This window comes from Curtobacterium sp. MCPF17_011 (assembly GCF_003234145.1).
GTDB lineage: Bacteria > Actinomycetota > Actinomycetes > Actinomycetales > Microbacteriaceae > Curtobacterium.
Genome location: NZ_QKSK01000005.1, coordinates 211,673 through 232,969 on the forward strand (window position 1 = coordinate 211,673; position 21,297 = coordinate 232,969).

Here is a 21,297-nt window from a genome sequence, read left to right on the forward strand (position 1 = left end):
TCGAGCCTCCCGTCCGTCTGCGGCCCGTCTGCCGAGCCGGGCCGTCCGGTCACAGACCGGAGTAGCTGTGCAGCCCCTTGAAGAAGACGTTGACCACCGAGAAGTTGAACATCACAGCGGCGAAGCCGATGAGCGCGAGCCACGACGACCGGGCGCCACGCCAGCCGCGGGTCGCCCGGGCGTGGATGTAGCCGGCGTAGAGGACCCAGATGATGAACGTCCAGACCTCCTTCGTGTCCCACCCCCAGTAGCGACCCCAGGCCCGCTCGGCCCAGATGGCACCGGCGATGAGCGTGAAGGTCCAGAGCACGAAGCCGACGAGGATCACCCGGTAGCTGAGCACCTCGAGCCGGTCGGCGTCGGGCAGCGTCTCCATGAAGCGGAGACCGCGCGAGACCGGACGGCCCTGGCGGTACGTCTGGACCAGCTGGGACACCGCGAGGCCCGCGCCGAGGGCGAAGAACCCGGTGCCGGCGATGGCGACGAAGACGTGGATGACGAGCCAGTAGGACTCGAGCGCGGGCACCAGCGGGCGCACCGGAACGTAGTAGTTCACGGTCGCGATGCCGAGCAGGATGATCACCAGACCGGTGATGAACACCCCGAGGAACTTGAGGTCCTGCCAGAACTGCACGAGCAGGAACACGGCGATGATCAGGCCCGTGCCCGTCAGCGAGAACTCGAACATGTTGCCCCACGGCACACGGTCGGCCGCGATGCCACGGAGCACGATCGCGCCGATGTGCACGACGAGGGCCAGGATCGTCATGGCCATGCCGACACGCTCGAACTTCGAGCCACGCTGGCCACGGCCCCCGCCGACGTCGTCACGCCTCTGCTGGACACGTTCGAGGACGACGGTGCCGCCCTGGACGGTCGCGACCGTGGTGGCCGTCGCGTCGTCGCGGTCCGAGGACGAACCGCCGCGCGTGGTCTCGAGCCCGACGTCGCCGGCACGCTTCGCCATGTCGAGCGCAAAGGAGATGAACGCGATGACGTAGACCGCCATCGCGGAGTACGTCAGCACGACCGAGTAGGTCGCAAGGGTCGTCGTGTTCACTTGCTGATCCTAACGCCGAGGTCCGACATGTGCTTCTGGGCGATGTCCGCGACCGCGCGTTCGAGGTTGGGGTCCTCGCCGCGGGCGAGCCCGGCGTACTCGAGGTCGAACCCGCCGTCCTCGGCCCCGGTCCGGCGCACCGCCTTGACCCACACGCGACGGCGCGGGACGAACAGCGAGGTGAGCAGGCCGAGGACCGACAGGATCGCGAAGAACGCGACCCAGAGCTGCGACGGGTCGTGGTGTACGTCGAGGGACACGTACCGCTTGACCCCGTCGAACGTGATCGAACCGGCGCCGTCCGGCAGTTGCTTCGTCTGCCCGGGCTTCATCGCGATGCTCGCCGTGTCGGACTGCCGGCCCGCGATCTGCTGCAGGCCCTTCGTCGAGAGCTGGTAGACGCTCTGCGGCACGCCGTCGTCGAGGCCGAGGTCGCCGGTGTACACCTGCAACGACAGCATCGGGTTCTTGACGTCCGGGTAGTTCGAGGTGAAGGCGCCGGCGTTGGTGCCGCTGGTCTGCTGCACGGCGGTCGGGTAGAAGAACCCGATCATGCCGAGCTGGTCCGGCGACGCGTCCGGCACCTTGATGACACCGGTGGAGGTGTAGTTCCCGTCCTCGGGCAGGAACGGCACGACGTCCTGGAACGCCACGTTGCCCTTGCCGTCGCGGACGGTGACCTGCATCGCGTACCCGTTGCCGAGCAGGTAGACGTTCGTCCCGCCGATCGCCAGCGGCTCGTTCACGCCGAGGCGGCTCGTCTTCGCGGTGCCGTCCTTCGTGCGCGCCGTGACGGTCGCCGAGTAGTCGGTCGCCTGGCCGAGGGCGTCGAGGTTCGTCTCCTCGTACTTCGTCGTGAACCGGTCGAGGGTCAGGTTGTAGCCCTTGAGGTCCGACTGCGAGAACCACCGTCCGGGGTTGAACGAGTCGTACGAGCCGAGGACGTTGGTGAACGTCTGTCCCTCGACCAGGAGCCGCTGCCCGGTGTAGCTGAACCCGCCGCCCAGGCCGACCGCGAGCAGCACGCCGACGAGCGCCGCGTGGAACACCAGGTTGCCGGTCTCGCGGAGGTACCCGCGTTCGGCGCTGACCGAGTCACCGAACCGCTCGACGCGGTAACCCGACTTCCGCAGCTGCGTCATGGCCGTCGTGACCGCGTGGTCGACGGACGGGAGGCCCGTGGTCGCGCCCGCAGCGCCGCCGACGGTCTCGGGACTGATCGTCACGGACCGGTAGCCGGCCAGGCGGCCGAGTCGCGCCGGGGTCCTCGGCGGCCGGGTGCGGAGCGCCTGCCAGTGGTGCCGGGTGCGCGGCACGATGCAGCCGATGAGCGAGATGAAGAGGAGCAGGTAGATCGCCGAGAACCACACCGAGGTGTAGGTGTCGAAGACCTGCAGTTTCTCGAGCACCGGGGACAGCTGCGGGTGGCTGTTCTTGTACTGCACGACGCCGTTGGGGTCCGCCTGGGTCTGCGGCACGAGGGAACCCGGGATCGCCGCGAGGGCGAGGAGCATGAGCAGGAAGAGCGCCGTCCGCATGCTCGTCAGCTGCCGCCAGGCGAACCGGAGGGAACCGACCAGACCGAGCTTCGGCTGCGTGATGCCGTCGGCGTCGCCGGCCACGACGGGCGTGCCGTCGACGTGGTCGGACGGGCGCTGCGGGTCGGACGACCTGTCGGCACCGGTGGTGCCGGCGTCCGTCCGGCCGTCTTCGCCGAGGTCAGACCGCGGGGACATAGCTCTGGATCACCGCCCCGACGCTCGACATGACGGCCGACCAGATGCCGGTGACCATGAGCAGACCGATGACGATCAGGATCGCTCCTCCGATGATGTTGACGGTGCGCATGTGCCGCTTGACGACACCGATCGCGCCCGAGGCCCAGCCGGCGCCGAGGGCGACGAGCAGGAACGGGACGCCGAGTCCGATGCAGTACGCGATGCCGAGCACGACGCCCTGCCAGGCGCTGCCGGACTGGAAGCTGATGAGGTTGATGGCCGCCAGGGTCGGGCCGATGCAGGGCGTCCACCCGAGTGCGAAGACGATGCCGAGCAGCGGTGCGCCGAGCAGGCCGGTGCGGGGGGTGAAGTTCGTCTTGACGGTGCGCTGCAGGAACGTGAACCGGCCGATGAACACCAGGCCCATCGCGATCACGACGATGCCCATGAGCTGGACGATGAGGTCACGCCAGCGCACCAGCCAGAAGCCGACGGCGCCGGCGGCCGCGGACCCGAGGACGAAGACGACCGTGAACCCGAGCACGAAGAGGAGCACGCCGAGCAGCACCCGTCCCCGGGAGTGGCGGGTGCCGTCCGCGATGCCGCTGACGTAGCCGAGGTAGCCCGGCACGAGCGGCAGGACGCACGGCGACAGGAAGGACACCAGCCCGGCGAGCGCCGCCACCGGCAGGCCGATGAGGAGCTGCCCGCTGAAGATGGCGTCGGCGAAGGGGTTCCCGCTGGACACGGGTCAGGACGCCTTGCCGGTGAGCTCGTCGTCCACCAGGGTCTTCAGGATGCTCGGCCCGTCGACGGCTCCGAGCACGCGGGCCGCGACCCGTCCCTGCTTGTCGAGGACGATCGTGGTCGGCACGGCGTTCGGGGCGATCTCACCGGAGAGCGCGAGCTGCATGGTGCCGGTGCGGGCGTCGAGCACGGTCGGGTAGTGGACGCCGAACTTCCGCTCGAACGCCTTCGCGGTGCCGGCCTCGTCGCGGACGTTGACGCCGATGAAGTGGACGTCGTCGTCGGCGAACTCGTCCTGGACCGTGTTGAGGTGCCCGGCTTCGGCGCGGCAGGGCGGGCAGCCGGCGTACCAGAAGTTGATGACCACGACGTCGCCGCGCATGGCCTTCGCCGAGAGTTCGTCACCGTCCATCGACTTCGCGGTGAAGTCGATCGGGTCGGTCCGCTTGTCGACCGCGACCTCGGTGACCGCTCCGGTGCCGGAGATGTAGTTCTGGGTGCTGCCCTTGCCGTACTGCTGGGCGAGTGAACCGTCGGCCGAGGTGCACCCGACCAGCACGAGTGCGGCGGCGAGGGCGATCGCGGCGGCCCCGGTGGTCCGGAGACGTGCGGTGCGGACACGGCTCGATCGGGTTGTGCGGGTCACACTGCTCCTTCGTCGACGGCTGACCCGCGGAGGTCGGCCGCCGGGTCCGCGTACCCGACCTCGGTGAAACGACCGGCGGCGGTGTCGGGTACCCGCTGGAGGCTCGTGATGCTGGACAGGTCGCAGCGGCGCTTGCGCGGGTCGTGCCAGAGCGGTTCCCCCGCCAGGCGTCGGTGCACCATCCAGATCGGCAGTTGGTGGCTGACGAGGACGACGTCCCCGCTGTCGACGCTCTCCCACGCGGTGGCGACGGCGGCGAGCATGCGGTTCGCGATCGACTCGTACGCCTCCCCCCAGCTCGGTCGCCAGGGGTTCGCGATCCACGGCCACTCCGCCGGGCGGCGGACGGAGCGCTTGGTGAACCCGGGGGGCTGACCCTCGTACCGGTTCGTCGGCTCGATCAGGCGTTCGTCGAGACGGACGTCCAGGCCGTACGCGGCTGCCCATGGAGCGGCGGACTCCTGCGTGCGCTGCAGCGGCGAGGCGACGATCGCGCGGACGTCGACCCCGGCGTCCTTCCAGGCGGCGGCGGACGCCCCGGCCATCCGGGTGCCGAGCTCGCTCAGACCGAAGCCCGGGAGCCGCCCGTAGAGCACACGGTCGGGGTTGTGGACCTCGCCGTGGCGCACGAGGTGGATCGTGTTCGCGGGCATGGGTTCCAGTGTAGGTCGGTCCGGCTCACCCACCCGCCGCACAGCAGATCCACGGCTGCGCAACCGTTCAGCGGGCCGTCACCCGAGGTGGCCGGAGAGCCGTCCGTGCAGGGCGATCGACGCGGTGTCCAGGTTGACGACCTCGACGCTCGAACCGTGCTTGGCGAACCGCTGCTCGACCCCGTCGAGGGCGGCCACGGTGCTGGCGTCGAAGACGTGCGCGTCGGTCATGTCGATGACCACGTGTTCGGGGTCCTCGGCGTACGAGAACCGGGTGACCAGGTCGTTCGACGACGCGAAGAACAGGGCACCGCGGACCCGGTAGCGGACCGTGTTCTCGTCGACGGGCTCGCGGACGACCTCGACCACGTGCGCGACCCGGCGGGCGAAGACGAGCGCGGCGACGACGACACCGGCCAGGACCCCGGTCGCCAGGTTGTTCGTCGCCAGGACCACCAGCACGGTGATGACCATCACGGCGGTCTCCCCCAGGGGCATCCGGCGGAGCGTGCGGGGCCGGATGCTGTGCCAGTCGAAGGTCGCGACGCAGACCATGAGCATGACGGCGGTCAGCGCGGCCATCGGGATCTCGGCGACCACGTCGTGCAGCACGATCGTGAGCACCAGGATCGCGGCCCCCGCGGTGAAGGTCGACACGCGCGTCCGGGCACCGGCGGTCTTCACGTTGACGACGGTCTGGCCGATCATCGCGCACCCGCCGGTGCCGCCGAAGAAGGCCGAGGCGATGTTCGCGATGCCCTGGCCCCACGACTCCCGCCAGGCGCTCGACCGGGTCTCGGTGACGGCGTCGACCAGCTGGGCGGTGAGCAGGGTCTCGATGAGCCCGACGATCGCGACACCGAACGCGTACGGCGCGATGAGCCGCAGGGTGTCGAGCGTGAACGGCACCGTCACACCGTTGAACCCGGGCAGCGCGGTCGGCAGCGCGCCCTCGTCACCGACGGTCGGGACCGCGACACCGAACAGGATCGTGATGCCGGTGATCACGACCACGGCGATGAGCGGTGCCGGGACAGCCCTGGTGAGGAACGGGACACCGATGATGAGCCCGATCCCGAGCGCGGTCAGCGGCCAGACGACGAACGGGACGTCGTCACCGAACAGGTTGGGCAGCTGCGCGGTGAAGATCAGGATCGCGAGCGCGTTCACGAAGGCGACGTTCACGCTCCGCGGGATGAAGCGCATCAGCCGGGCGACCCCGAGGAACCCGAGCACGAGCTGGAAGACGCCGCCGAGCACGATCGTCGGGACCAGGTAGGCGACGCCGTGGTCGCGCACGAGCGGGGCGATGACGAGCGCGACGGACCCCGCGGCGGCGGAGATCATCGCCGGACGCCCACCCACGATCGAGATGACGATCGCGAAGACCACGCTCGAGAAGAGCCCGACGGCCGGATCGACACCCGCGACGACCGAGAACGAGATCGCCTCGGGGATGAGGGCGAGCGCGGTGACGATCCCGGCCAGGACCTCGCGGGTCAGGAGGCGCGGCGAACGCAGGGCGGACAGGACGCTCGTCGCGCCGGGGACGGTGCTGGTCATCGACATCGGCGGCGACTCTACCGCCACGTGAGGGTTGGCGCGACGACCACGCTCTCGATCCGCTCTGCCACGATGTCCGACATGACCGCCACGGACGTCCCCGCCACCATGCACATCGGCGAACTCGCCGAGCGCACCGGGATGTCGCTCCGGTCGATCCGGCACTACGACGAGGTCGGGCTCCTGGTGCCGAGCGGTCGGACGTCCGGCGGGTTCCGGGTGTACACCGCCGGGGACCTCGAGCGCCTGCTCGTCATCCGCCGCATGAAGCCCCTCGGGTTCACGCTCGACGAGATGGCCGGACTGCTCAGGGTGGTCGACGGACTGGCCACGGCGGACCCCACCGAGGCACCGGCACTGGCAGCACGGCTCGACGAGTTCCTGGCCGACGCCCGAGCCCGGCACGCCAGGTTGCTGGAGCGGGCCGCGATGGCCGAGGAGTTCATCGGCACCCTCGGACGACTGCGCTCCTCGGTCTGAACTGCGCTCCTCGGTCTGACCTGCGCTCCTCGGTCTGATCCGTCCCGTCGGCTACTGCTGCCGGTGCGAGGTGGCCAGGCCGCAGCACCCGGGACCCTCCGTCATGGGTCCCTCCCCGTGTCGTTCCGCGACCTGGCCACGACGACGACGGTAGGAGCCTGGCGGAGCCGGGACGGGCCTCCCGTCCGTCCTTGTGGATGAGTGCTGCGACCCGTCCCGCTGTGCAGGAGAGGGCACCGACGAACCGCAGCACTCCCCGTCACCGCACGGGCGCGCCCGGCCGGTAGACTCGACGACCGTGATCGAACGCACCCGCATCGCCGACCTCGCAAGCCTCCCCGACGGCCCCGTCTCCGTGGCCGGATGGGTCGAGACCGTCCGCGATCAGAAGAAGGTGCAGTTCGTCGTCCTCCGCGACGAGAGCGGCGCCGTCCAGCTGGTCAACCCCGCCACCCGTGAAGCCGTCGAGGGGGACGACACCTCCGCCGCGGCCCTCGCCACGACCGAGTCCGTCTCGGGCCTGGCGCACGGGTCGTTCATCCACGTGACGGGCACCCTCAAGCACGACGAGCGCGTCAAGCTCGGCGGGCTCGAGGTCAAGGTCGGCACCCTGACCGTGGTGAGCGCCGCGATCCCGGAGACGCCGATCGCCGACGACTCCTCGCTCGACAAGCGCCTCGACTGGCGCTTCCTCGACCTGCGCAACCGCAAGCAGAACCTGATCTTCCGCATCCAGACCACGCTGGAGCACGCGTTCCGCACGTACTGGGTCGAGCGCGACTACATCGAGATCCACACGCCGAAGCTGATGGCGTCGGCGTCGGAGTCCCGCGCCGAGCTCTTCCAGCTCGAGTACTTCGAGACCACCGCGTACCTGGCGCAGTCGCCGCAGAACTTCAAGCAGATGGCGCAGCCCGCCGGCTTCGGTGCCGTGTTCGAGATCGCGGACGCCTTCCGCGCGGACCCGTCCTTCACCTCCCGGCACGCGACCGAGTTCACCAGCGTCGACGCCGAGTTCTCGTGGATCGAGTCCCACGAGGACGTCATGGCGATGCACGAAGAGGTCCTGGTGGCCGGCATCACCGCCGTCAAGGAGAAGTACGGCGACGCCATCCAAGAGGTCTTCGGCTTCGAGCTGCAGGTCCCGTCCACGCCGTTCCCCCGCGTCACCCTGGCCGAGGCCCGGGAGATCGTCGCCGACAGCGGCTACGAGGTCGTCCGCGCCGACGGCGACCTGGACCCCGAGGGCGAGCGTCGCGTGTCGGCCTGGGCGAAGGAGCACCACGGCTCGGAGTTCGTCTTCGTCACCGACTACGACGCCTCGATCCGCCCGTACTACCACATGCGTCACGCCGACGACCCGACGCTCACGAACAGCTACGACCTGCTGTTCAACGGCGCCGAGATCTCGACGGGCGCCCAGCGTGAGCACCGGGTCGACGTCCTCACCGCCCAGGCGGAGGAGAAGGGCCTGGACCCCGCCGAGCTCGGCTGGTACCTCGACTTCTTCCGCTACGGCGTCCCGCCGCACGGTGGCTTCGGCATGGGTCTGGCCCGTGTGCTGATGCTCATGCTCGGCGAGCCGTCCATCCGCGAGGTCACCTACCTGTTCCGCGGCCCGACCCGTCTCACGCCCTAGGCACTCCGGCGGCGCGAACCGCCTTTGCACAACAGGAACCGGCTCGAACCACGGACATCCGTGGTTCGAGCCGGTTTCCGTTGTGCGGTGCCACGGCGCACCGCGCGGGGGCGTCGGCGCGGGGGCGTCGGCGCCGAACCGTCAGGGCCGGAGTCAGTCCTGCCAGTCGATGGCCGCGCGACTCGTCACCATCGCCCGGATCTCGGCAGCGGCGGCCTGGTGCTCGGGGTGGAACTGGTACTCGTCGAGCCCGGCGAGGTCGTCGAACGTCGCGACGACCGCCAGGTCCTGGTTCTTCCCCGGGTAGGCGACGTTCTCGACGACCTCGAGCGACCGGATCGACCCGATGACGCCGACCAGACCGGTCAGCAGCTCACGGACTCGTGCGACGGCCACCGCACGGTCCAGGTCCTCACGCAGGGTCCAGGAGACGACGTGACGGATCATGCGTGGGCCCCCGCGAGTTCGATCGCCCGGGCGAGTCGCTCGGCGTCGACGTGCCAGTTGCTGTGCACGCGGCCGTCGACGAGCACGACGGGGATGTCCTCCGCGTACTCCTCCCGGAGTGCGTCGTCATCGAGGATCGACCGCTCCTGGAGGGTCGTGCCGGGGTGGGCGGACACGACCTGTTCCACGACGGGTCGCGCGTCGTCACAGAGGTGGCATCCGGGCTTGGTCAGGAGCGTCACAGCGGGCATGGCACCAGGGTAGTCCGGCGGGACCTCCGGCTGCCGAGCAGCCCGGCATCCGCGGAACGGCAGGCATCGAGGCCGGTCCGGCCGGCGACGACCGGGCCCGGGAAATGCGAAAGCCCCGGCGAACCGGGGCTTCTGCGGCAAGTCTTGCGACTTACTTCTTGTTGCGACGCTGGTGACGCGTCTTGCGAAGGAGCTTGCGGTGCTTCTTCTTCGCCATGCGCTTGCGACGCTTCTTGATGACAGAACCCATGTGGACCTCGCTCGGACTGATGGTGATGTACGGACACCGGGCCGATGAAGCCGCGGAAAATCAACCTGCCCGAGTCTACCGGAGGGCTGTCGCGATGTCGAACGGCGCCGGGACGGACGATGGACGCCCGGGGCGGAGGGGTCGGGGTCAGCCGACGTCGGCGATGCCGCCGCGGAGGAGTTCCGCGACCGCCGACTCGGGGACCCGGAAGGAACGACCGAACCGGATGGCGGGGAGCTCACCGGCGTGCACCATGCGGTAGACGGTCATCTTGGAGACCCGCATCATCTCGGCGACCTCCGCGACGGTGAGGAATCGCACGTCGTCGAAACTGCCGGTCATGATCCGCCTTCGGGTGGCTTGCTTGTTGTGACCTGTGTGGTCTCTGGACACTGTAGAGGCGCGTGAGCCTCGCTGTCCAGCAGCTGCTCAGTCGTCCTCGGGCCGCTTCGTGAACCGGCGCCGGCTGCGGTCGACGACACGCTCCCAGCCCTGCTGTGCGCCGGTGAACGCGACGGTCGCGCGGTGCGACGCCTCGGCCATCACGCGGCCGAGTTCGGTGCCCACCTCGACGGTCGCCTTGCCGGCCGGACCGCTCCGACGGAAGGACACCGGCTGGCCGTCGAGCGTCCACGACGTCGTCGCCGGTGTGCCGTCGGCGTCCACCGCGTTCGTGAACGGGACCACCCACTCCTCGATGCCGAGCAGCGGTTCCGGGTCCAGGCGGTAGTAGCGGTGCTGGCCCTCTTCGCGGCTGGTGACGAGCCCGATGTCCCGGAGCACCCGGAGGTGCTTGGACACGGTGGGCTGCGTCACGCCGAGCCGCAGCACGAGTTGTCCGACACTGAGCTCGCCGCCGGTCGCGTCCGCCCCGTACGCGGTGAGCAGTTCGCCCAGCAGTGCACGCCGGGTCGGGTCCGCGACGACGCTGAAGATGTCGGCCATGGGGGAGAGGCTAACCGCCGCGGTGCGGATGTACCATGACGCTCTGTCCCGCCCATGTCCTCGGAGGCATACGATGCTCGACCGCACCGAGCCGGTCCCCGCCCTGGGCACCGCGGCGGCCCGGCGACGCCCCGGCCGGATCACCACCGCGCTCCGATCGTCGCCCTCCCGCCTGGCGATCCTCGTCTTCATCGTGCTGATCTTCCTGTTCACGGTGCTGTTCATGACGCCGATGGCCGCGGCGGACGGCACGACGACGCACTTCTCCGACGCCCTGTTCACCGCGGCCAGCGTCGTCTGCGTCACCGGGCTCGCGACGGTCGACATGGCGACGCACTGGTCGGTGTTCGGCAAGGTCCTGGTCGTCATCGGGACCCAGATCGGTGCGCTCGGGGTGCTCACCTTCGCGTCGATCCTCGGCCTGGTCGTCACGCGGCGGCTGGGCCTCCGCGCGAAGCTCATCGCCGCCGGTGACTCGAACCCGCTGCGGACGCACCACGGCGCCGTCCCGGAAGGACAGGCGGTGCGGCTCGGTGACGTCGGCACACTGCTGCTCACCGTCGCGGTGAGCACCCTGTCGATCGAGATCGTCCTGGGCCTCCTGCTCCTGCCGAGCGTCCTGGTGACCGGCCTCCCGTTCTGGTCGGCGGTCGGCGACTCGTTCTACTACGCGGCGATGGCGTTCACGAACACCGGGTTCGCCCCGAACGCCGACGGACTCGACCCGTTCGCCCATGACTACTGGTTCCTCAGCCTGCTCATGGTCGGCGTCGTGGCCGGCTCGATCGGCTTCCCGGTGATCCGCACACTGACCAAGCAGCTGCGCTCCCCCAGGCGCTGGCCGATCCACGTGAAGCTGACACTGGTGACGAGCGGCATCCTGCTGCTCGGCGGTGCCGTCACGTACATCGCACTCGAGGCCTCGAACCCCGCCACCTTCGGTCGTGAGGGTGCGGGGCGCACGGCCTTCCAGGCGCTGTTCCTGTCGACGATGACCCGGTCCGGTGGCTTCTCGCTCGTCGACTTCGACGAGCTGCACGGGTCGAGCCTCCTGGTCACGGACATGCTCATGTTCATCGGCGGTGGCTCCGCCTCCACGGCCGGCGGCATCAAGGTCACGACGCTCGCGGTGCTCTTCCTGGCGGCCGTCGCGGAGGCCCGTGGCCGGCAGAGCATGGAGGTGTTCGGTCGCCGGATCCCCAGCGACGTCCTCCGCGTCGCCGTGGCGATCGTCCTGTGGGGTGCCACCATCGTCGCGGTCGCCACCGTCGTGCTGCTGCAGATCACACACGAGCCGCTCGACCGGGTCCTGTTCGAGGTGATCTCCGCGTTCGCCACGTGCGGGCTGTCCTCCGGGGTGTCCGGCGACCTGCCGGACTCCGGGAAGTACGTGCTCGCCGCCACGATGTTCCTCGGGCGGGTCGGTACAGTGACCATCGCCGCCGCGCTCGCAGCGAGTCAGAGCCGGCAGCTGTTCCGCCGTCCCGAGGAGAGGCCGATCGTTGGCTGACCGAAACCGCACGCACCACCAGCAGGGTCCTGTCAGCCACGACGCGCCCGTGCTGGTCATCGGCCTCGGCCGCTTCGGCGCCGCCACCGCCGGGCAGCTCGAGCGTCAGGGCCGGGACGTCCTGGTCGTCGACACCGACGCCGCCCTGGTGCAGAAGTGGTCGGACCGGGTCACCCACGCCGTGCAGGCGGACGCGACCGACATGGACGCGCTCAGGCAGATCGGCGCGCAGGACTTCGCGATCGCCGTCGTCGGGACCGGCTCGGACCTCGAGTCGAGCGTGCTCATCACGGCGAACCTCGTCGACCTCGGGGTGCCGCAGATCTGGGCGAAGGCGATCAGCCGGTCGCACGGCACGATCCTCAGCCGCATCGGCGCGAACCACGTGGTCTACCCGGAGCGCGAGGCCGGCGAGCGGACGGCGCACCTGGTGTCCGGCCGGATGCTCGACTTCATCGAGTTCGACGACGACTTCGCCGTGGTCAAGATGTTCCCGCCGCGAGCCGTCCGCGGCCGGGACCTGGCGACGACGGTGATCCGCACACGCTTCGGCCTGACGGTGCTCGGGATCAAGCCGCCCGGGCAGGCCTTCGTGCCGGCGAACCCGGACAGCGTCATCGGCGAGGACGACCTCATCATCGTCTCCGGCACCGAGACCGACCTCGAACGGTTCGCCGCGCTCGAGTAGCCCGGTCGGCTGGCCGCCCCGCCGTCAGAGCCGGGACAGCTCCTCGGCGCGCGCGACGGCGGCCCTGGCGGCGCGTTCGAGCGTCCCGGCCAGGTCCGCGTCCTGCAGCACGGCGATCGCCCGCTCCGTGGTGCCCTTCGGGCTCGTCACCGCCCGGCGCAGGTCCGCCGGCTCACTGCCGGAGCGGGCGAGGAGCTCGACGGCTCCCCGGACGGTGCCCTGCACCATGGTGCGCGCCTGCTCGTGGGTGAACCCGAGCGCCTCGGCGGCCTGCTGCCACTGCTCGACGAGCAGGAAGACGTAGGCGGGTCCGGAGCCGGACACCGCGGACAGGGCGTCCAGCTGCGACTCGGGGACCTCGATGACCTCGCCCGAGACGGCGAACACGTGCGCGGCCAGCGCCGTCGCGGCAACGTCCGCCGACGCTCCGGCGCTGATGCCGGTCACCCCGAGGCCGACGCCGATCGGGGTGTTCGGCAGCGCGCGCACCACCCGGACACCGGCGGGCACGTGGGCCTCCATCGTGGTCGTGGTCACGCCGACGGCGACGCTGACGACGACCGCGTCGGGCGCGAGGTCCGCTGCGACCTCGTCGAGCAGGTCCACGATGCCGAAGGGCTTCACCCCGAGCACGACGAGCCCAGCGCCGCGGACCGCTGCCCGGTTGGCGTCGGGATCGGTCTCGGTCGCGGTGGCGTCGAGCCCGGCGGCACGGTGTGCGTCGGCCGAGGACTCCGAGCGGGTGGTCACCACGACGGCGTCGGGCGCCACGCCGGCGGCCAGGAGGCCCTGCAGGACCGCGCCGGACATGGAACCGACGCCGAGCATGGCGACGCGGGGCAGTTCGATGGTCATGGCCCCCAACCTAGCGAGGACCGGCAGCCTAGGATCGTGGTCCAGGTCGGTGAGAGAAGGGGTCGGACAGCCACATGAGCGCTTCCGGAGGGACGAAGGCGATCTTCGCCGCACTCGGTGCGAACATCGGGATCGCGATCGTGAAGTTCATCGCCGCGGCGATCAGCGGATCCGCGTCGATGCTCGCGGAAGGGGTGCACTCCCTCGCGGACTCCGCGAACCAGCTGCTCCTGCTGCTCGGCGGCCGGAAGGCGAAGAAGGCCGCGGACGAGGAGCACCCGTTCGGCCACGGCCGTGAGCGCTACGTGTACGCCTTCGTCGTCTCGATCGTGCTGTTCTCGGTGGGCGGGGTGTTCTCGCTCTACGAGGGCATCGAGAAGTTCGCCCACCCGCACCCGCTCGAGAACTGGTGGCTGCCGATGGTGGTGCTCGTCATCGCGATCGGGCTCGAGGGCTTCTCGCTCCGGACCGCCCTCAAGGAAGCCGCACCGCACAAGGGCGGACAGTCCTGGATCCAGTTCGTCCGCCGCGCCAAGGCCCCGGAACTGCCGGTCGTCATGCTCGAGGACACCGCAGCCCTGATCGGCCTGGTCTTCGCGCTGTTCGGCGTCGGTCTGACGGCCCTCACCGGCAACGGGGTGTTCGACGCGATCGGCACGGTCCTCATCGCCGTGCTGCTCATCGCCGTGGCGCTCGTGCTCGGCGTCGAGACGAAGAGCCTGCTGGTCGGCGAGGGTGCCGGTCCCGGCGACGTCGCCCGCATCAAGCAGGCCGTGCTCGACGGCCCGGAGGTCGACTCGATCATCCACCTCAAGACCCTCTACCTCGGGCCCGAGGAGCTGATGGTCGGCATGAAGGTCGCCGTCGACGGGGACCGCCGTCTCGGTGACGTCGCCGCCGGCATCGACACGGTGGAGCAGCGCGTCCGTGCAGCCGTGCCGATCGCCCGGGTCATCTACATCGAGCCGGACGTCCGCCGAGACGGCCCGCACCCGTCGACCGAGGCGATCGTCCTGCGCGCAGCCGACTGACGGCGCTCATCGACGCGGGCTCAGCGCCGCTCGGCGAAGAACGCGTCGAGCACCGCGGCGCACTCGTCCTCGAGCACGCCGGCGACCACCTCGGCCCGGTGCGGCAGCCGACGGTCCCGCGCGATGTCGTAGACGCTGCCGCTCGCACCGGCCTTCGGGTCCCAGGCGCCGAAGACGATCCGGGGCACCCGCGCCGCGAGGGCCGCGCCCGCGCACATCGGGCACGGCTCGAGCGTCACGACGAGGGTGTGCCCGGCCAGGTGCCAGTCACCGGTGACCGCCGCGGCGGCGCGGAGCGCGAGGACCTCGGCGTGCGCGGTCGGGTCCTGGCGGGCCTCCCGCTCGTTCCGTCCGACCGCGACCACCGCACCGTCCGCGTCGAGGACGACGGCACCGACCGGGACGTCGTCGGTCGTGAGACAGGCGCGGGCCTCGTCCAGGGCGCGTTCCATCGCGGGGACGAAGGGCCGGTGCGCCGGGTGCTCCACGCGTGCTCCGATCGTGCGGTGGGACCGCGACCGCCGGGAGTGGTGCGGCACGGTACGCTCGACCCTATGCGAGTCCACGTCGCCGACCACCCGCTCATCACCCACAAGCTCTCGGTGCTCCGCGACCGGACCACTCCCTCCCCCACCTTCCGGGCCCTGACGGAGGAGCTCGTCACGCTCCTGGCGTACGAGGCCACGCGCAACGTCCGGGTGACGGCCACACCGATCACCACCCCGGTCGCGCAGACGATGGGCGTCGCGATCGCGAAGCCGCGTCCGCTCGTCGTACCGATCCTCCGCGCCGGCCTCGGCATGCTCGAGGGCATGGTCAAGCTCGTCCCCACGGCCGAGGTCGGGTTCCTCGGCATGGCCCGGAACGAGGTCACCTTCGAGCCGCAGACGTACGCCGAGCGCCTGCCCGACGACCTGTCGAACCGGCAGTGCTTCGTGCTCGACCCGATGCTCGCGACCGGTGGGACACTCGCCGCCGCGATCGACTTCCTGTTCGAGCGCGGTGCCGTCGACGTGACCTGCGTCTGCATCCTCGGCGCGCCCGAGGGTCTCGCCGCGCTCGAGAAGGCCGTCGGCGACCGTGACGTGACCATCGTCCTGGGTGCGCTCGACGAGCGTCTCGACGAGAACGGCTACATCGTGCCCGGCCTCGGCGACGCCGGCGACCGCCTCTACGGCCTGGCCGAGTAGCCACCGCACTGCTCCACCGACGGGAGGCCCCCACCGGACCGGTGGGGGCCTCCCGTCCGTCGTCTCCGCGACTGTCCACAACCGTCACCGTCCGCGCGGACGGTTGACACGGCGTTGGTATACCGCCGATACTCATGCCATGACTGCAACCGTGTCCACTCGCGCCCTCCACGAGGCCTCGGGGACCGTCGGCATCATGATGCCGACCACGGCGGTCATGCGTTGTCGAATGTGTGCCTGATCGGTACCCGTTCCAGCCGGATCCCCCGCGACACCACCCCCGTCGCGCGCGTGTGATCCCCCGGTGACGACCCCGTCGACGACGCGCACCACCGTCACGAGGTCGGACCCCGCTCCCCCGGATCCGCCCCGGTCCCCACGGACCGCAGGACGCCTCGGCGAACGCTGTCGCAGCGACCGCCGTCGTGGCCACGGCTGATCCGGCCGACGCATTCGACACCGGCCGAAGCACCACCACACCGCTCGGCCCCCGCACCACCCGGAGACCGCACCATGTCGCTCACCATCGCCCAGCCCCGCACCACCCCCGATCTCCGCAGCGCCGCGTCGACCACGACCGACCTCGGCAGCGTCACCCCGATCCGCGGCCGTCGCCCCGCAGCCCTGCCGACGCAGCCCGCCCGTCCGGTCACCGACCGCGCTGCCGTCCCGACCAGCCCGGTCGTCGCCCCGGCCCGCAACCGTGCGCTGCCGGAGGGCACGGAGGCCCGCGGGTTCGCCCTCTACGTCGGACTCGACGAGGCCGCGGCCGCTGCCGCCGGCACGACCCTGGCCGCCGTCGTCGAGCAACTGAAGGCGTTGACCGCCCAGCTCGTCCCGACCGCCGAGACGTACGCGGCGGTCGCCGTCGCTGCCGAGGGCTCCGGCGGGCGTGACGTCGACGTGGTCCGCCTGGCCCTGCAGGACCGCTCGGCGGTCGCGGCGCGCAAGCAGACCGAGAAGCCCGAGCCGGAGGAGACCGGGGTCGTCATCGACATCTCCCGGAAGCGCGTCGTCCTCGACGGCGAAGCGGCGCCGCTCACCTTCAAGGAGTTCGAGCTCCTGCAGTTCCTGGTCCTCCGCGAGGGCCGCACGGTGGACCGCTCGGCCATCATCGAGGGTCTGTGGTCCGACGGCGAGGACGAGACCCCGAACGAGCGCACCATCGACGTGCACGTCCGGCGCCTCCGGTCGAAGCTCGGCGCCTTCGAGGAGATCGTCCGGACGGTCCGCGGCGTCGGGTACCGGTTCGACCGCCACGCCGACGTCTCGGTCCGCTACGCCTCCACCCCCTCCCCCGACCTCTTCTGAACCTGCTCTCGTGCGCCGATCGGACAACTCGCAGGATTCGTCGGCGAGGCGCCCTTCCCCGGCGTTACCGCACCGTTATACAGTCGGTCGTGCAGACGGTGTTTGCTGTGGCATCGGCTGTGGAATGTGATTGCAGGAATCTCTTGGTGCAAGGGAGCGGGCCGGTCGTCCACCAGGACGGCCGGCCCGCGTTCTGTGTCCGACCCCGTCGGTAGGGTGGTGGTCCACCAGACGGAGGGAAAGACCCGTGAGCGATCACCGCAGCGAGAAGGCCACAGCGGTCGCGGCATGGGAGTCGTTGTTCCGCGCCCAGGTCACCGTCATGCGGAACCTCAACACCGAGTTCCCGTCGGCCGAGATCTCCTTCAACGAGTACGACGTGTGCTTCAACCTGTCGACGCAGCCCGGCCGTCGCTGCCGGATGCGTGACCTGACCGGTCACCTCCTGCTCACGCAGCCGAGTGTCAGCCGTCTGGTCGACCGACTCGCCGCGAAGGGCATCGTCGAGAAGCAGCCGGACCCGACGGACGCCCGCGGGGTGATCGTCGCCCTCACGCCGCACGGGTTCGACGTGTACCGCGCGGTCGCGGTGCAGCACGCCTCCACCATCGCGGCGCAGGTCGGCGCCGGGCTCGACGACGCCGAGCTCCGGACGCTCACCGAGCTCTGCACGAAGCTCCGCGTGGCCGCAGCGGCGACCACGACGACCCGTCGCTCGGTCGGGAGCCCGGCATGAGCGGCTCCGTCGTCTGGCTGCGCGACGACCTGCGACTGGCGGACAACCCGGCGCTCCGCTCCGCCACCGACCGCGACGGACCGGTGACGGTCGTCTACGTGCTCGACGAGCAGAGCGACGGCATCCGCCCGTTCGGTGCCGCGGCACGGTGGTGGCTCCACCAGTCCCTGAGCGCGCTCGATGCAGACCTCCGCGAGTACGGTTCGCGGCTCGTGCTCCGTCGCGGGCCGGCGGCCGAGGTCGTCCCCGCCCTCGTGACGGAGACCGGTGCGGACGCCGTGTTCTGGAACCGGCGGTACGGCCTGGTGGAGCGAGAGCTCGACGCGGGCATCAAGGCCGGCCTGATCGCCAGCGGCATCGAGGCGCACAGCGCCGCAGCCAACCTGCTCTGGGAACCCTGGACGGTCCTCAGCGGCAAGGGCGAGCCGTTCAAGGTGTTCACCCCGTTCTGGCGTGCGGCACAGGCGATGCCCGAACCCCGGCACCCGTGGGCCGAGCCGGACACCATCACGGCACCGCCGGACGTGGCGTCCGACGCCCTCGACGACTGGGCTCTGCTGCCGACGGCACCGGACTGGGCCGGCGGCATGCGGGACTCCTGGACCCCGGGTGAACACGGCGCGTCCGACCGGCTCGAGCGGTTCATCGACGAGGCCCTCGCCGACTACGACCAGCGGGACGAACCCGCGCAGGCCGCGACGAGCAGTCTGTCCCCGCACCTGCGCTGGGGCGAGATCAGCCCGTACCAGGTCTGGCACCGGATGCACGAGACGCTGGAGCCCGACCAGCGCCGGGCCGCACCCGAGTTCCTCCGGCAGCTCGCGTGGCGGGAGTTCAACTGGAACGAGTACTTCCACTGCGACGACATCGCGCGCACCAACGTCCGGCGGGAGTTCGACGCGTTCCCGTGGCGTGACGCCTCGGAAGCAGAGCTCGACCGCTGGCGGCACGGCACCACGGGCTTCGACCTGGTGGACGCCGGCATGCGGGAGCTCTGGCACACCGGCGCGATGCACAACCGGGTCCGCCTGGCCACGGCGAGCTTCCTCGTGAAGAACATGCTCGTCGACTGGCGCACGGGCGAGCAGTGGTTCTGGGACACCCTCGTCGATGCGGACGCTGCCAACAACGCGGCGAACTGGCAGTGGGTCGCGGGCTCCGGCTTCGACGCCGCGCCGTACTTCCGCGTGTTCAACCCGGACCGGCAACTCGAGCGCTTCGACCCGCACCGGGAGTACGTCCGCCGTTGGGTGCCGGCCGACGAGGAGCGCCCGGAGCCGATGGTCGACCTCAAGGCCACACGGCAGCGTGCCCTGGACGCCTACGCCGAGATGCGGCGCGCATGACCCGGCCGTCGCCCGCGGTGATCGACGTGGTCGACGCGCTGCACCGGCAGCGTGTGGCGGACGGCATCGCACCGAGCAGTGTCTGGGGCGTGTTCGACCGGGACGGGCTCGTCGCCTCCGGTGGCGCCGGTGACCGCGGGGACGGCACGGTGCCGGACGCCGACACCGTGTACCGGATCGCGTCGTGCACGAAGAGCGTCACCGCGACGACGCTCCTCGGTCTCGTCGGGGACGGGCTGCTCTCCCTCGACGACCCGGTCACCGACTTCGTGCCGGCGTTCCGCTCCGTCGTCCTGCCCACGGCGGACTCCCCCGTCCCCACGGTCCGGATGCTCCTGACGATGTCGGCGGGCTTCCCCACCGACGACCCGTGGGGCGACCGTCAGGAGAGCATCTCCGACGACGACCTCGACGACGTGCTGCGCGCCGGACTGCTGTTCGACTCGGTCCCGGGAACGCGCTTCGCCTACTCGAACCTCGGGTACGCGCTGCTCGGCCGGGTGGTCGCCGTCGTCGCCGGAGCACCGTTCACCGCCGTCGCCACCGATCGGGTCCTCCGGCCCCTCGGACTCGACGACACCGTCTTCGCCGCACGGGACGCCCGGGGTCACGTGGTCACCGGGTACCGACGGCACGGCTCGGAGTGGGAAGCCCTGACGACCCCGGGACCGGGAGCGTTCTCACCCATCGGTGGACTGTTCTCCACCGTCCGGGACCTCGCTCGGTGGGGCTCCTGGCTCGCCGCCGCGTTCGAGGGCACGGCGCCGCCGTTCCCGGGACACCCTGCGGCAGCGGACACGGCCGCGGACGGCGACCAGGCCGGACCGCTGGGGACGGCCGAGCGCCGGGCGATGCAGCAGGCGATGCGGATGATCCCGGCCGAGGCCCTGCCGGGTTCGACGCGGGCGACCGGGTACGGCTCCGGCCTGTTCGTCGAACACGACCCCGTCGTCGGGTCGATCGTGTCGCACTCCGGCGGCTACCCGGGGTTCTCGGCACACATGCGGTGGTCGGTGTCGACCGGCATCGGTGTCGTCGCCTTCGAGAACGCCACGCAGGCGAAGGTGTCCGCAGCGGCCGCCCAGGCGCACGACCTCGTCCTCGCGGACGTCCGGTCCGCCGGGGATGCGGCCGGGACGCGGGTGCCACCGACCACGGTGTCCCCGGAGACGCGAGCGGCGCAGGCAGCCGTGCAGGGCCTCCTGGCCGACTGGGACGACGAACGGGCCGCGACGATCTGCACGCCGAACGTCCCGATGGACGTGCCGTGGGACCGCCGACGTGCGGCGCTGGCCACCGCGGTCGAGGCGGTCGGCGCCGACCTGCGAGCGACACCCGTCGCCGAGGAGTCCAGCACGCCGACGCACCTGCGATGGTGGCTGCCCGGAGAGCGTGGTCGCCTGCGCGTCGAGATCCGGCTCGCGCCGCTCGCCGCGGGACTGGTGCAGACGCTGACCGTCCGGGCGGAGCCGACGCCAGTCTGACCTCGGAGCCCTGAAGCGGGCCCGCGACCGGGAACACGGCGGTCGATACCATCCGGTAACATGACACATGTCCGCTCGGTCCCCGTTGCGGTCAGCCGTCCCACCACCGCCCCGGAAGAGACCATGCCACGCAAACCGGACCCGACGCTCAAGCCCGCGATCGTCTGCAAGGTCACGGACCACCTCCACAGCACCCGGATCGAGGACGTCTCCGTCCGCAGCCTCGGTCGGGTCCTCGGGACCAGCGCGTACCCGATCGTCTACCACTTCGGCTCCCGAGACGGCCTGATCGACGCCGTCGTCGAGCACCTGAGCGGCCCGGTCCTCGCGGTCTGCCTCGATCCCACGTCGGACGAACGGGCGCTGGCCGAGTACGTCGTCCACGTGTTCGGCGCCCTGCACGTCAGGGAGCGCTTCCTGGCGGCACGCCTGACCTTCGAGCTCGGCGCGGTCGAGTACCTGTCGGGTCATGACCGGCACCGGCGCCTGCACCGGACGCACGTCGAGACGCTCACCGCGTGGTGCCGGGAGCACGGGGCATGCGACGACGAGGCGGTCCGGCTGGCCCGCGGCGCCGTCCTCGCCGCCCGGGGGGTCCAGTGGGGTGCGGTCCTCGACGGCGACGTCGTCCACACGGACGACGCCCTTCGTGGGGTCGCTCGGCGGCTGGCGGCCGAGATCGGCGTCGGTGTGCGCTGAGCCTGCGTCAGGACGTCACGCGATGACCGCATGACGGGAGGCCCGGTA

General features: G+C 70.9%; 24 protein-coding genes. 11 read left to right on the plus strand and 13 right to left on the minus strand.

What is annotated here, in order from left to right; translation table 11 throughout:
• Positions 1-49: 49 nt before the first annotated feature.
• The 6 genes from ccsB to DEJ25_RS08395 all read right to left on the minus strand — a co-directional run bounded on the left by ccsB (position 50) and on the right by DEJ25_RS08395 (position 6,387).
• Positions 50-1,060: a c-type cytochrome biogenesis protein CcsB gene (ccsB, locus tag DEJ25_RS08370; protein ID WP_375334551.1), complete on the minus strand. Its 1,011-nt coding sequence runs from the start codon at positions 1,058-1,060 to the stop codon at positions 50-52.
• The gene (locus tag DEJ25_RS08375; RefSeq protein ID WP_111044396.1) at positions 1,057-2,796 is read right to left on the minus strand and encodes a cytochrome c biogenesis protein ResB; all 1,740 of its coding nucleotides are present in this window, start codon (positions 2,794-2,796) and stop codon (positions 1,057-1,059) included. Before DEJ25_RS08375 ends, ccsB begins: the two co-directional genes overlap by 4 nt.
• Complete coding sequence (locus tag DEJ25_RS08380) at positions 2,780-3,526, minus strand: cytochrome c biogenesis CcdA family protein (RefSeq protein WP_110902613.1); 747 nt, start codon at positions 3,524-3,526, stop codon at positions 2,780-2,782. Before DEJ25_RS08380 ends, DEJ25_RS08375 begins: the two co-directional genes overlap by 17 nt.
• A gap of 3 nt (positions 3,527-3,529) precedes the next feature.
• Positions 3,530-4,171 (minus strand): TlpA disulfide reductase family protein, encoded by a 642-nt coding sequence (locus tag DEJ25_RS08385; protein WP_110902612.1) that lies wholly within the window; start codon positions 4,169-4,171, stop codon positions 3,530-3,532.
• Positions 4,168-4,824 (minus strand): histidine phosphatase family protein, encoded by a 657-nt coding sequence (locus DEJ25_RS08390; RefSeq protein ID WP_110902611.1) that lies wholly within the window; start codon positions 4,822-4,824, stop codon positions 4,168-4,170. Before DEJ25_RS08390 ends, DEJ25_RS08385 begins: the two co-directional genes overlap by 4 nt.
• Before the next feature lie 78 nt (positions 4,825-4,902).
• A complete protein-coding gene (locus DEJ25_RS08395; protein ID WP_375334552.1) occupies positions 4,903-6,387 on the minus strand; it encodes a SulP family inorganic anion transporter in 1,485 nt (494 codons plus the stop codon).
• An 81-nt stretch (positions 6,388-6,468) separates the two neighbouring features.
• Here DEJ25_RS08395 and DEJ25_RS08400 point away from each other — a divergent pair, with 81 nt between their 5' ends.
• Positions 6,469-6,867, plus strand: coding sequence for a MerR family transcriptional regulator (locus tag DEJ25_RS08400; protein WP_111044397.1), 399 nt, complete (start codon positions 6,469-6,471; stop codon positions 6,865-6,867).
• Positions 6,868-7,165: 298 nt separating this feature from the next.
• Entirely contained in the window at positions 7,166-8,506 is a 1,341-nt protein-coding gene (gene aspS, locus DEJ25_RS08405; protein ID WP_110902608.1) for an aspartate--tRNA(Asn) ligase, read from the plus strand.
• Positions 8,507-8,659: 153 nt separating this feature from the next.
• Here aspS and DEJ25_RS08410 read toward each other — a convergent pair whose 3' ends face one another.
• From DEJ25_RS08410 to DEJ25_RS08430, 5 genes are all read right to left on the minus strand, one after another.
• Positions 8,660-8,953, minus strand: coding sequence for a Dabb family protein (locus tag DEJ25_RS08410; protein ID WP_110902607.1), 294 nt, complete (start codon positions 8,951-8,953; stop codon positions 8,660-8,662).
• Positions 8,950-9,204: a glutaredoxin family protein gene (locus DEJ25_RS08415; RefSeq protein ID WP_110902606.1), complete on the minus strand. Its 255-nt coding sequence runs from the start codon at positions 9,202-9,204 to the stop codon at positions 8,950-8,952. The genes DEJ25_RS08410 and DEJ25_RS08415 overlap by 4 nt, the downstream gene beginning before the upstream one ends.
• Before the next feature lie 151 nt (positions 9,205-9,355).
• A complete protein-coding gene (locus tag DEJ25_RS08420) occupies positions 9,356-9,454 on the minus strand; it encodes a 30S ribosomal protein bS22 (RefSeq protein ID WP_003792170.1) in 99 nt (32 codons plus the stop codon).
• A 147-nt stretch (positions 9,455-9,601) separates the two neighbouring features.
• Positions 9,602-9,796: a helix-turn-helix domain-containing protein gene (locus DEJ25_RS08425; RefSeq protein ID WP_058729786.1), complete on the minus strand. Its 195-nt coding sequence runs from the start codon at positions 9,794-9,796 to the stop codon at positions 9,602-9,604.
• A gap of 87 nt (positions 9,797-9,883) precedes the next feature.
• The gene (locus tag DEJ25_RS08430) at positions 9,884-10,399 is read right to left on the minus strand and encodes a helix-turn-helix transcriptional regulator (protein ID WP_110902605.1); all 516 of its coding nucleotides are present in this window, start codon (positions 10,397-10,399) and stop codon (positions 9,884-9,886) included.
• Between the two features lie 73 nt (positions 10,400-10,472).
• On the opposite strand from DEJ25_RS08430, the gene DEJ25_RS08435 reads away from it, so the two are divergent.
• The gene (locus tag DEJ25_RS08435) at positions 10,473-11,909 is read left to right on the plus strand and encodes a TrkH family potassium uptake protein (protein WP_111044398.1); all 1,437 of its coding nucleotides are present in this window, start codon (positions 10,473-10,475) and stop codon (positions 11,907-11,909) included.
• The gene (locus tag DEJ25_RS08440; protein ID WP_181421470.1) at positions 11,902-12,597 is read left to right on the plus strand and encodes a TrkA family potassium uptake protein; all 696 of its coding nucleotides are present in this window, start codon (positions 11,902-11,904) and stop codon (positions 12,595-12,597) included. Before DEJ25_RS08435 ends, DEJ25_RS08440 begins: the two co-directional genes overlap by 8 nt.
• A 24-nt stretch (positions 12,598-12,621) precedes the next feature.
• Here the strand turns inward: DEJ25_RS08440 and proC are convergent, their stop codons facing one another.
• Positions 12,622-13,452, minus strand: a complete 831-nt coding sequence (proC, locus tag DEJ25_RS08445) for a pyrroline-5-carboxylate reductase (protein ID WP_110902602.1) — start codon at positions 13,450-13,452, stop codon at positions 12,622-12,624.
• A gap of 74 nt (positions 13,453-13,526) precedes the next feature.
• On the opposite strand from proC, the gene DEJ25_RS08450 reads away from it, so the two are divergent.
• On the plus strand, positions 13,527-14,483 hold the full coding sequence (locus DEJ25_RS08450) for a cation diffusion facilitator family transporter (protein ID WP_110902601.1): 957 nt from the start codon (positions 13,527-13,529) through the stop codon (positions 14,481-14,483).
• A gap of 20 nt (positions 14,484-14,503) precedes the next feature.
• Here the strand turns inward: DEJ25_RS08450 and DEJ25_RS08455 are convergent, their stop codons facing one another.
• Positions 14,504-14,935, minus strand: a complete 432-nt coding sequence (locus DEJ25_RS08455) for a nucleoside deaminase (RefSeq protein ID WP_110902758.1) — start codon at positions 14,933-14,935, stop codon at positions 14,504-14,506.
• A 102-nt stretch (positions 14,936-15,037) separates the two neighbouring features.
• Here DEJ25_RS08455 and upp point away from each other — a divergent pair, with 102 nt between their 5' ends.
• The 6 genes from upp (at position 15,038) to DEJ25_RS08485 (ending at position 21,249) form a co-directional block, all read left to right on the plus strand.
• Complete coding sequence (upp, locus tag DEJ25_RS08460; protein ID WP_110902600.1) at positions 15,038-15,673, plus strand: uracil phosphoribosyltransferase; 636 nt, start codon at positions 15,038-15,040, stop codon at positions 15,671-15,673.
• Between the two features lie 513 nt (positions 15,674-16,186).
• A complete protein-coding gene (locus DEJ25_RS08465; protein ID WP_110902599.1) occupies positions 16,187-16,984 on the plus strand; it encodes a winged helix-turn-helix domain-containing protein in 798 nt (265 codons plus the stop codon).
• A 247-nt stretch (positions 16,985-17,231) separates the two neighbouring features.
• Positions 17,232-17,720 (plus strand): MarR family winged helix-turn-helix transcriptional regulator, encoded by a 489-nt coding sequence (locus DEJ25_RS08470; RefSeq protein ID WP_258366293.1) that lies wholly within the window; start codon positions 17,232-17,234, stop codon positions 17,718-17,720.
• Positions 17,717-19,066 (plus strand): deoxyribodipyrimidine photo-lyase, encoded by a 1,350-nt coding sequence (locus DEJ25_RS08475; protein ID WP_111044399.1) that lies wholly within the window; start codon positions 17,717-17,719, stop codon positions 19,064-19,066. The genes DEJ25_RS08470 and DEJ25_RS08475 overlap by 4 nt, the downstream gene beginning before the upstream one ends.
• Positions 19,063-20,550: a serine hydrolase gene (locus DEJ25_RS08480; RefSeq protein ID WP_111044400.1), complete on the plus strand. Its 1,488-nt coding sequence runs from the start codon at positions 19,063-19,065 to the stop codon at positions 20,548-20,550. The genes DEJ25_RS08475 and DEJ25_RS08480 overlap by 4 nt, the downstream gene beginning before the upstream one ends.
• A gap of 123 nt (positions 20,551-20,673) precedes the next feature.
• Positions 20,674-21,249: a TetR/AcrR family transcriptional regulator gene (locus tag DEJ25_RS08485; RefSeq protein WP_111044401.1), complete on the plus strand. Its 576-nt coding sequence runs from the start codon at positions 20,674-20,676 to the stop codon at positions 21,247-21,249.
• The last annotated feature ends 48 nt before the right edge of the window (positions 21,250-21,297 follow it).

Excerpts from the sequence above, each read along its gene's own strand:
- DEJ25_RS08375 (WP_111044396.1), bottom strand. The coding sequence starts at position 2,796 with ATGTCCCCGCGGTCTGACCTCGGCGAAGACGGCCGGACGGACGCCGGC.
- DEJ25_RS08390 (WP_110902611.1), bottom strand. The coding sequence starts at position 4,824 with ATGCCCGCGAACACGATCCACCTCGTGCGCCACGGCGAGGTCCACAAC.
- DEJ25_RS08395 (WP_375334552.1), bottom strand. The coding sequence starts at position 6,387 with ATGACCAGCACCGTCCCCGGCGCGACGAGCGTCCTGTCCGCCCTGCGT.
- DEJ25_RS08400 (WP_111044397.1), top strand. The coding sequence starts at position 6,469 with ATGACCGCCACGGACGTCCCCGCCACCATGCACATCGGCGAACTCGCC.
- DEJ25_RS08410 (WP_110902607.1), bottom strand. The coding sequence starts at position 8,953 with ATGATCCGTCACGTCGTCTCCTGGACCCTGCGTGAGGACCTGGACCGT.
- DEJ25_RS08415 (WP_110902606.1), bottom strand. The coding sequence starts at position 9,204 with ATGCCCGCTGTGACGCTCCTGACCAAGCCCGGATGCCACCTCTGTGAC.
- DEJ25_RS08420 (WP_003792170.1), bottom strand. The coding sequence starts at position 9,454 with ATGGGTTCTGTCATCAAGAAGCGTCGCAAGCGCATGGCGAAGAAGAAG.
- DEJ25_RS08425 (WP_058729786.1), bottom strand. The coding sequence starts at position 9,796 with ATGACCGGCAGTTTCGACGACGTGCGATTCCTCACCGTCGCGGAGGTC.
- DEJ25_RS08430 (WP_110902605.1), bottom strand. The coding sequence starts at position 10,399 with ATGGCCGACATCTTCAGCGTCGTCGCGGACCCGACCCGGCGTGCACTG.
- DEJ25_RS08435 (WP_111044398.1), top strand. The coding sequence starts at position 10,473 with ATGCTCGACCGCACCGAGCCGGTCCCCGCCCTGGGCACCGCGGCGGCC.
- proC (WP_110902602.1), bottom strand. The coding sequence starts at position 13,452 with ATGACCATCGAACTGCCCCGCGTCGCCATGCTCGGCGTCGGTTCCATG.
- DEJ25_RS08450 (WP_110902601.1), top strand. The coding sequence starts at position 13,527 with ATGAGCGCTTCCGGAGGGACGAAGGCGATCTTCGCCGCACTCGGTGCG.
- DEJ25_RS08455 (WP_110902758.1), bottom strand. The coding sequence starts at position 14,935 with ATGGAACGCGCCCTGGACGAGGCCCGCGCCTGTCTCACGACCGACGAC.
- upp (WP_110902600.1), top strand. The coding sequence starts at position 15,038 with ATGCGAGTCCACGTCGCCGACCACCCGCTCATCACCCACAAGCTCTCG.
- DEJ25_RS08465 (WP_110902599.1), top strand. The coding sequence starts at position 16,187 with ATGTCGCTCACCATCGCCCAGCCCCGCACCACCCCCGATCTCCGCAGC.
- DEJ25_RS08475 (WP_111044399.1), top strand. The coding sequence starts at position 17,717 with ATGAGCGGCTCCGTCGTCTGGCTGCGCGACGACCTGCGACTGGCGGAC.
- DEJ25_RS08480 (WP_111044400.1), top strand. The coding sequence starts at position 19,063 with ATGACCCGGCCGTCGCCCGCGGTGATCGACGTGGTCGACGCGCTGCAC.
- DEJ25_RS08485 (WP_111044401.1), top strand. The coding sequence starts at position 20,674 with ATGCCACGCAAACCGGACCCGACGCTCAAGCCCGCGATCGTCTGCAAG.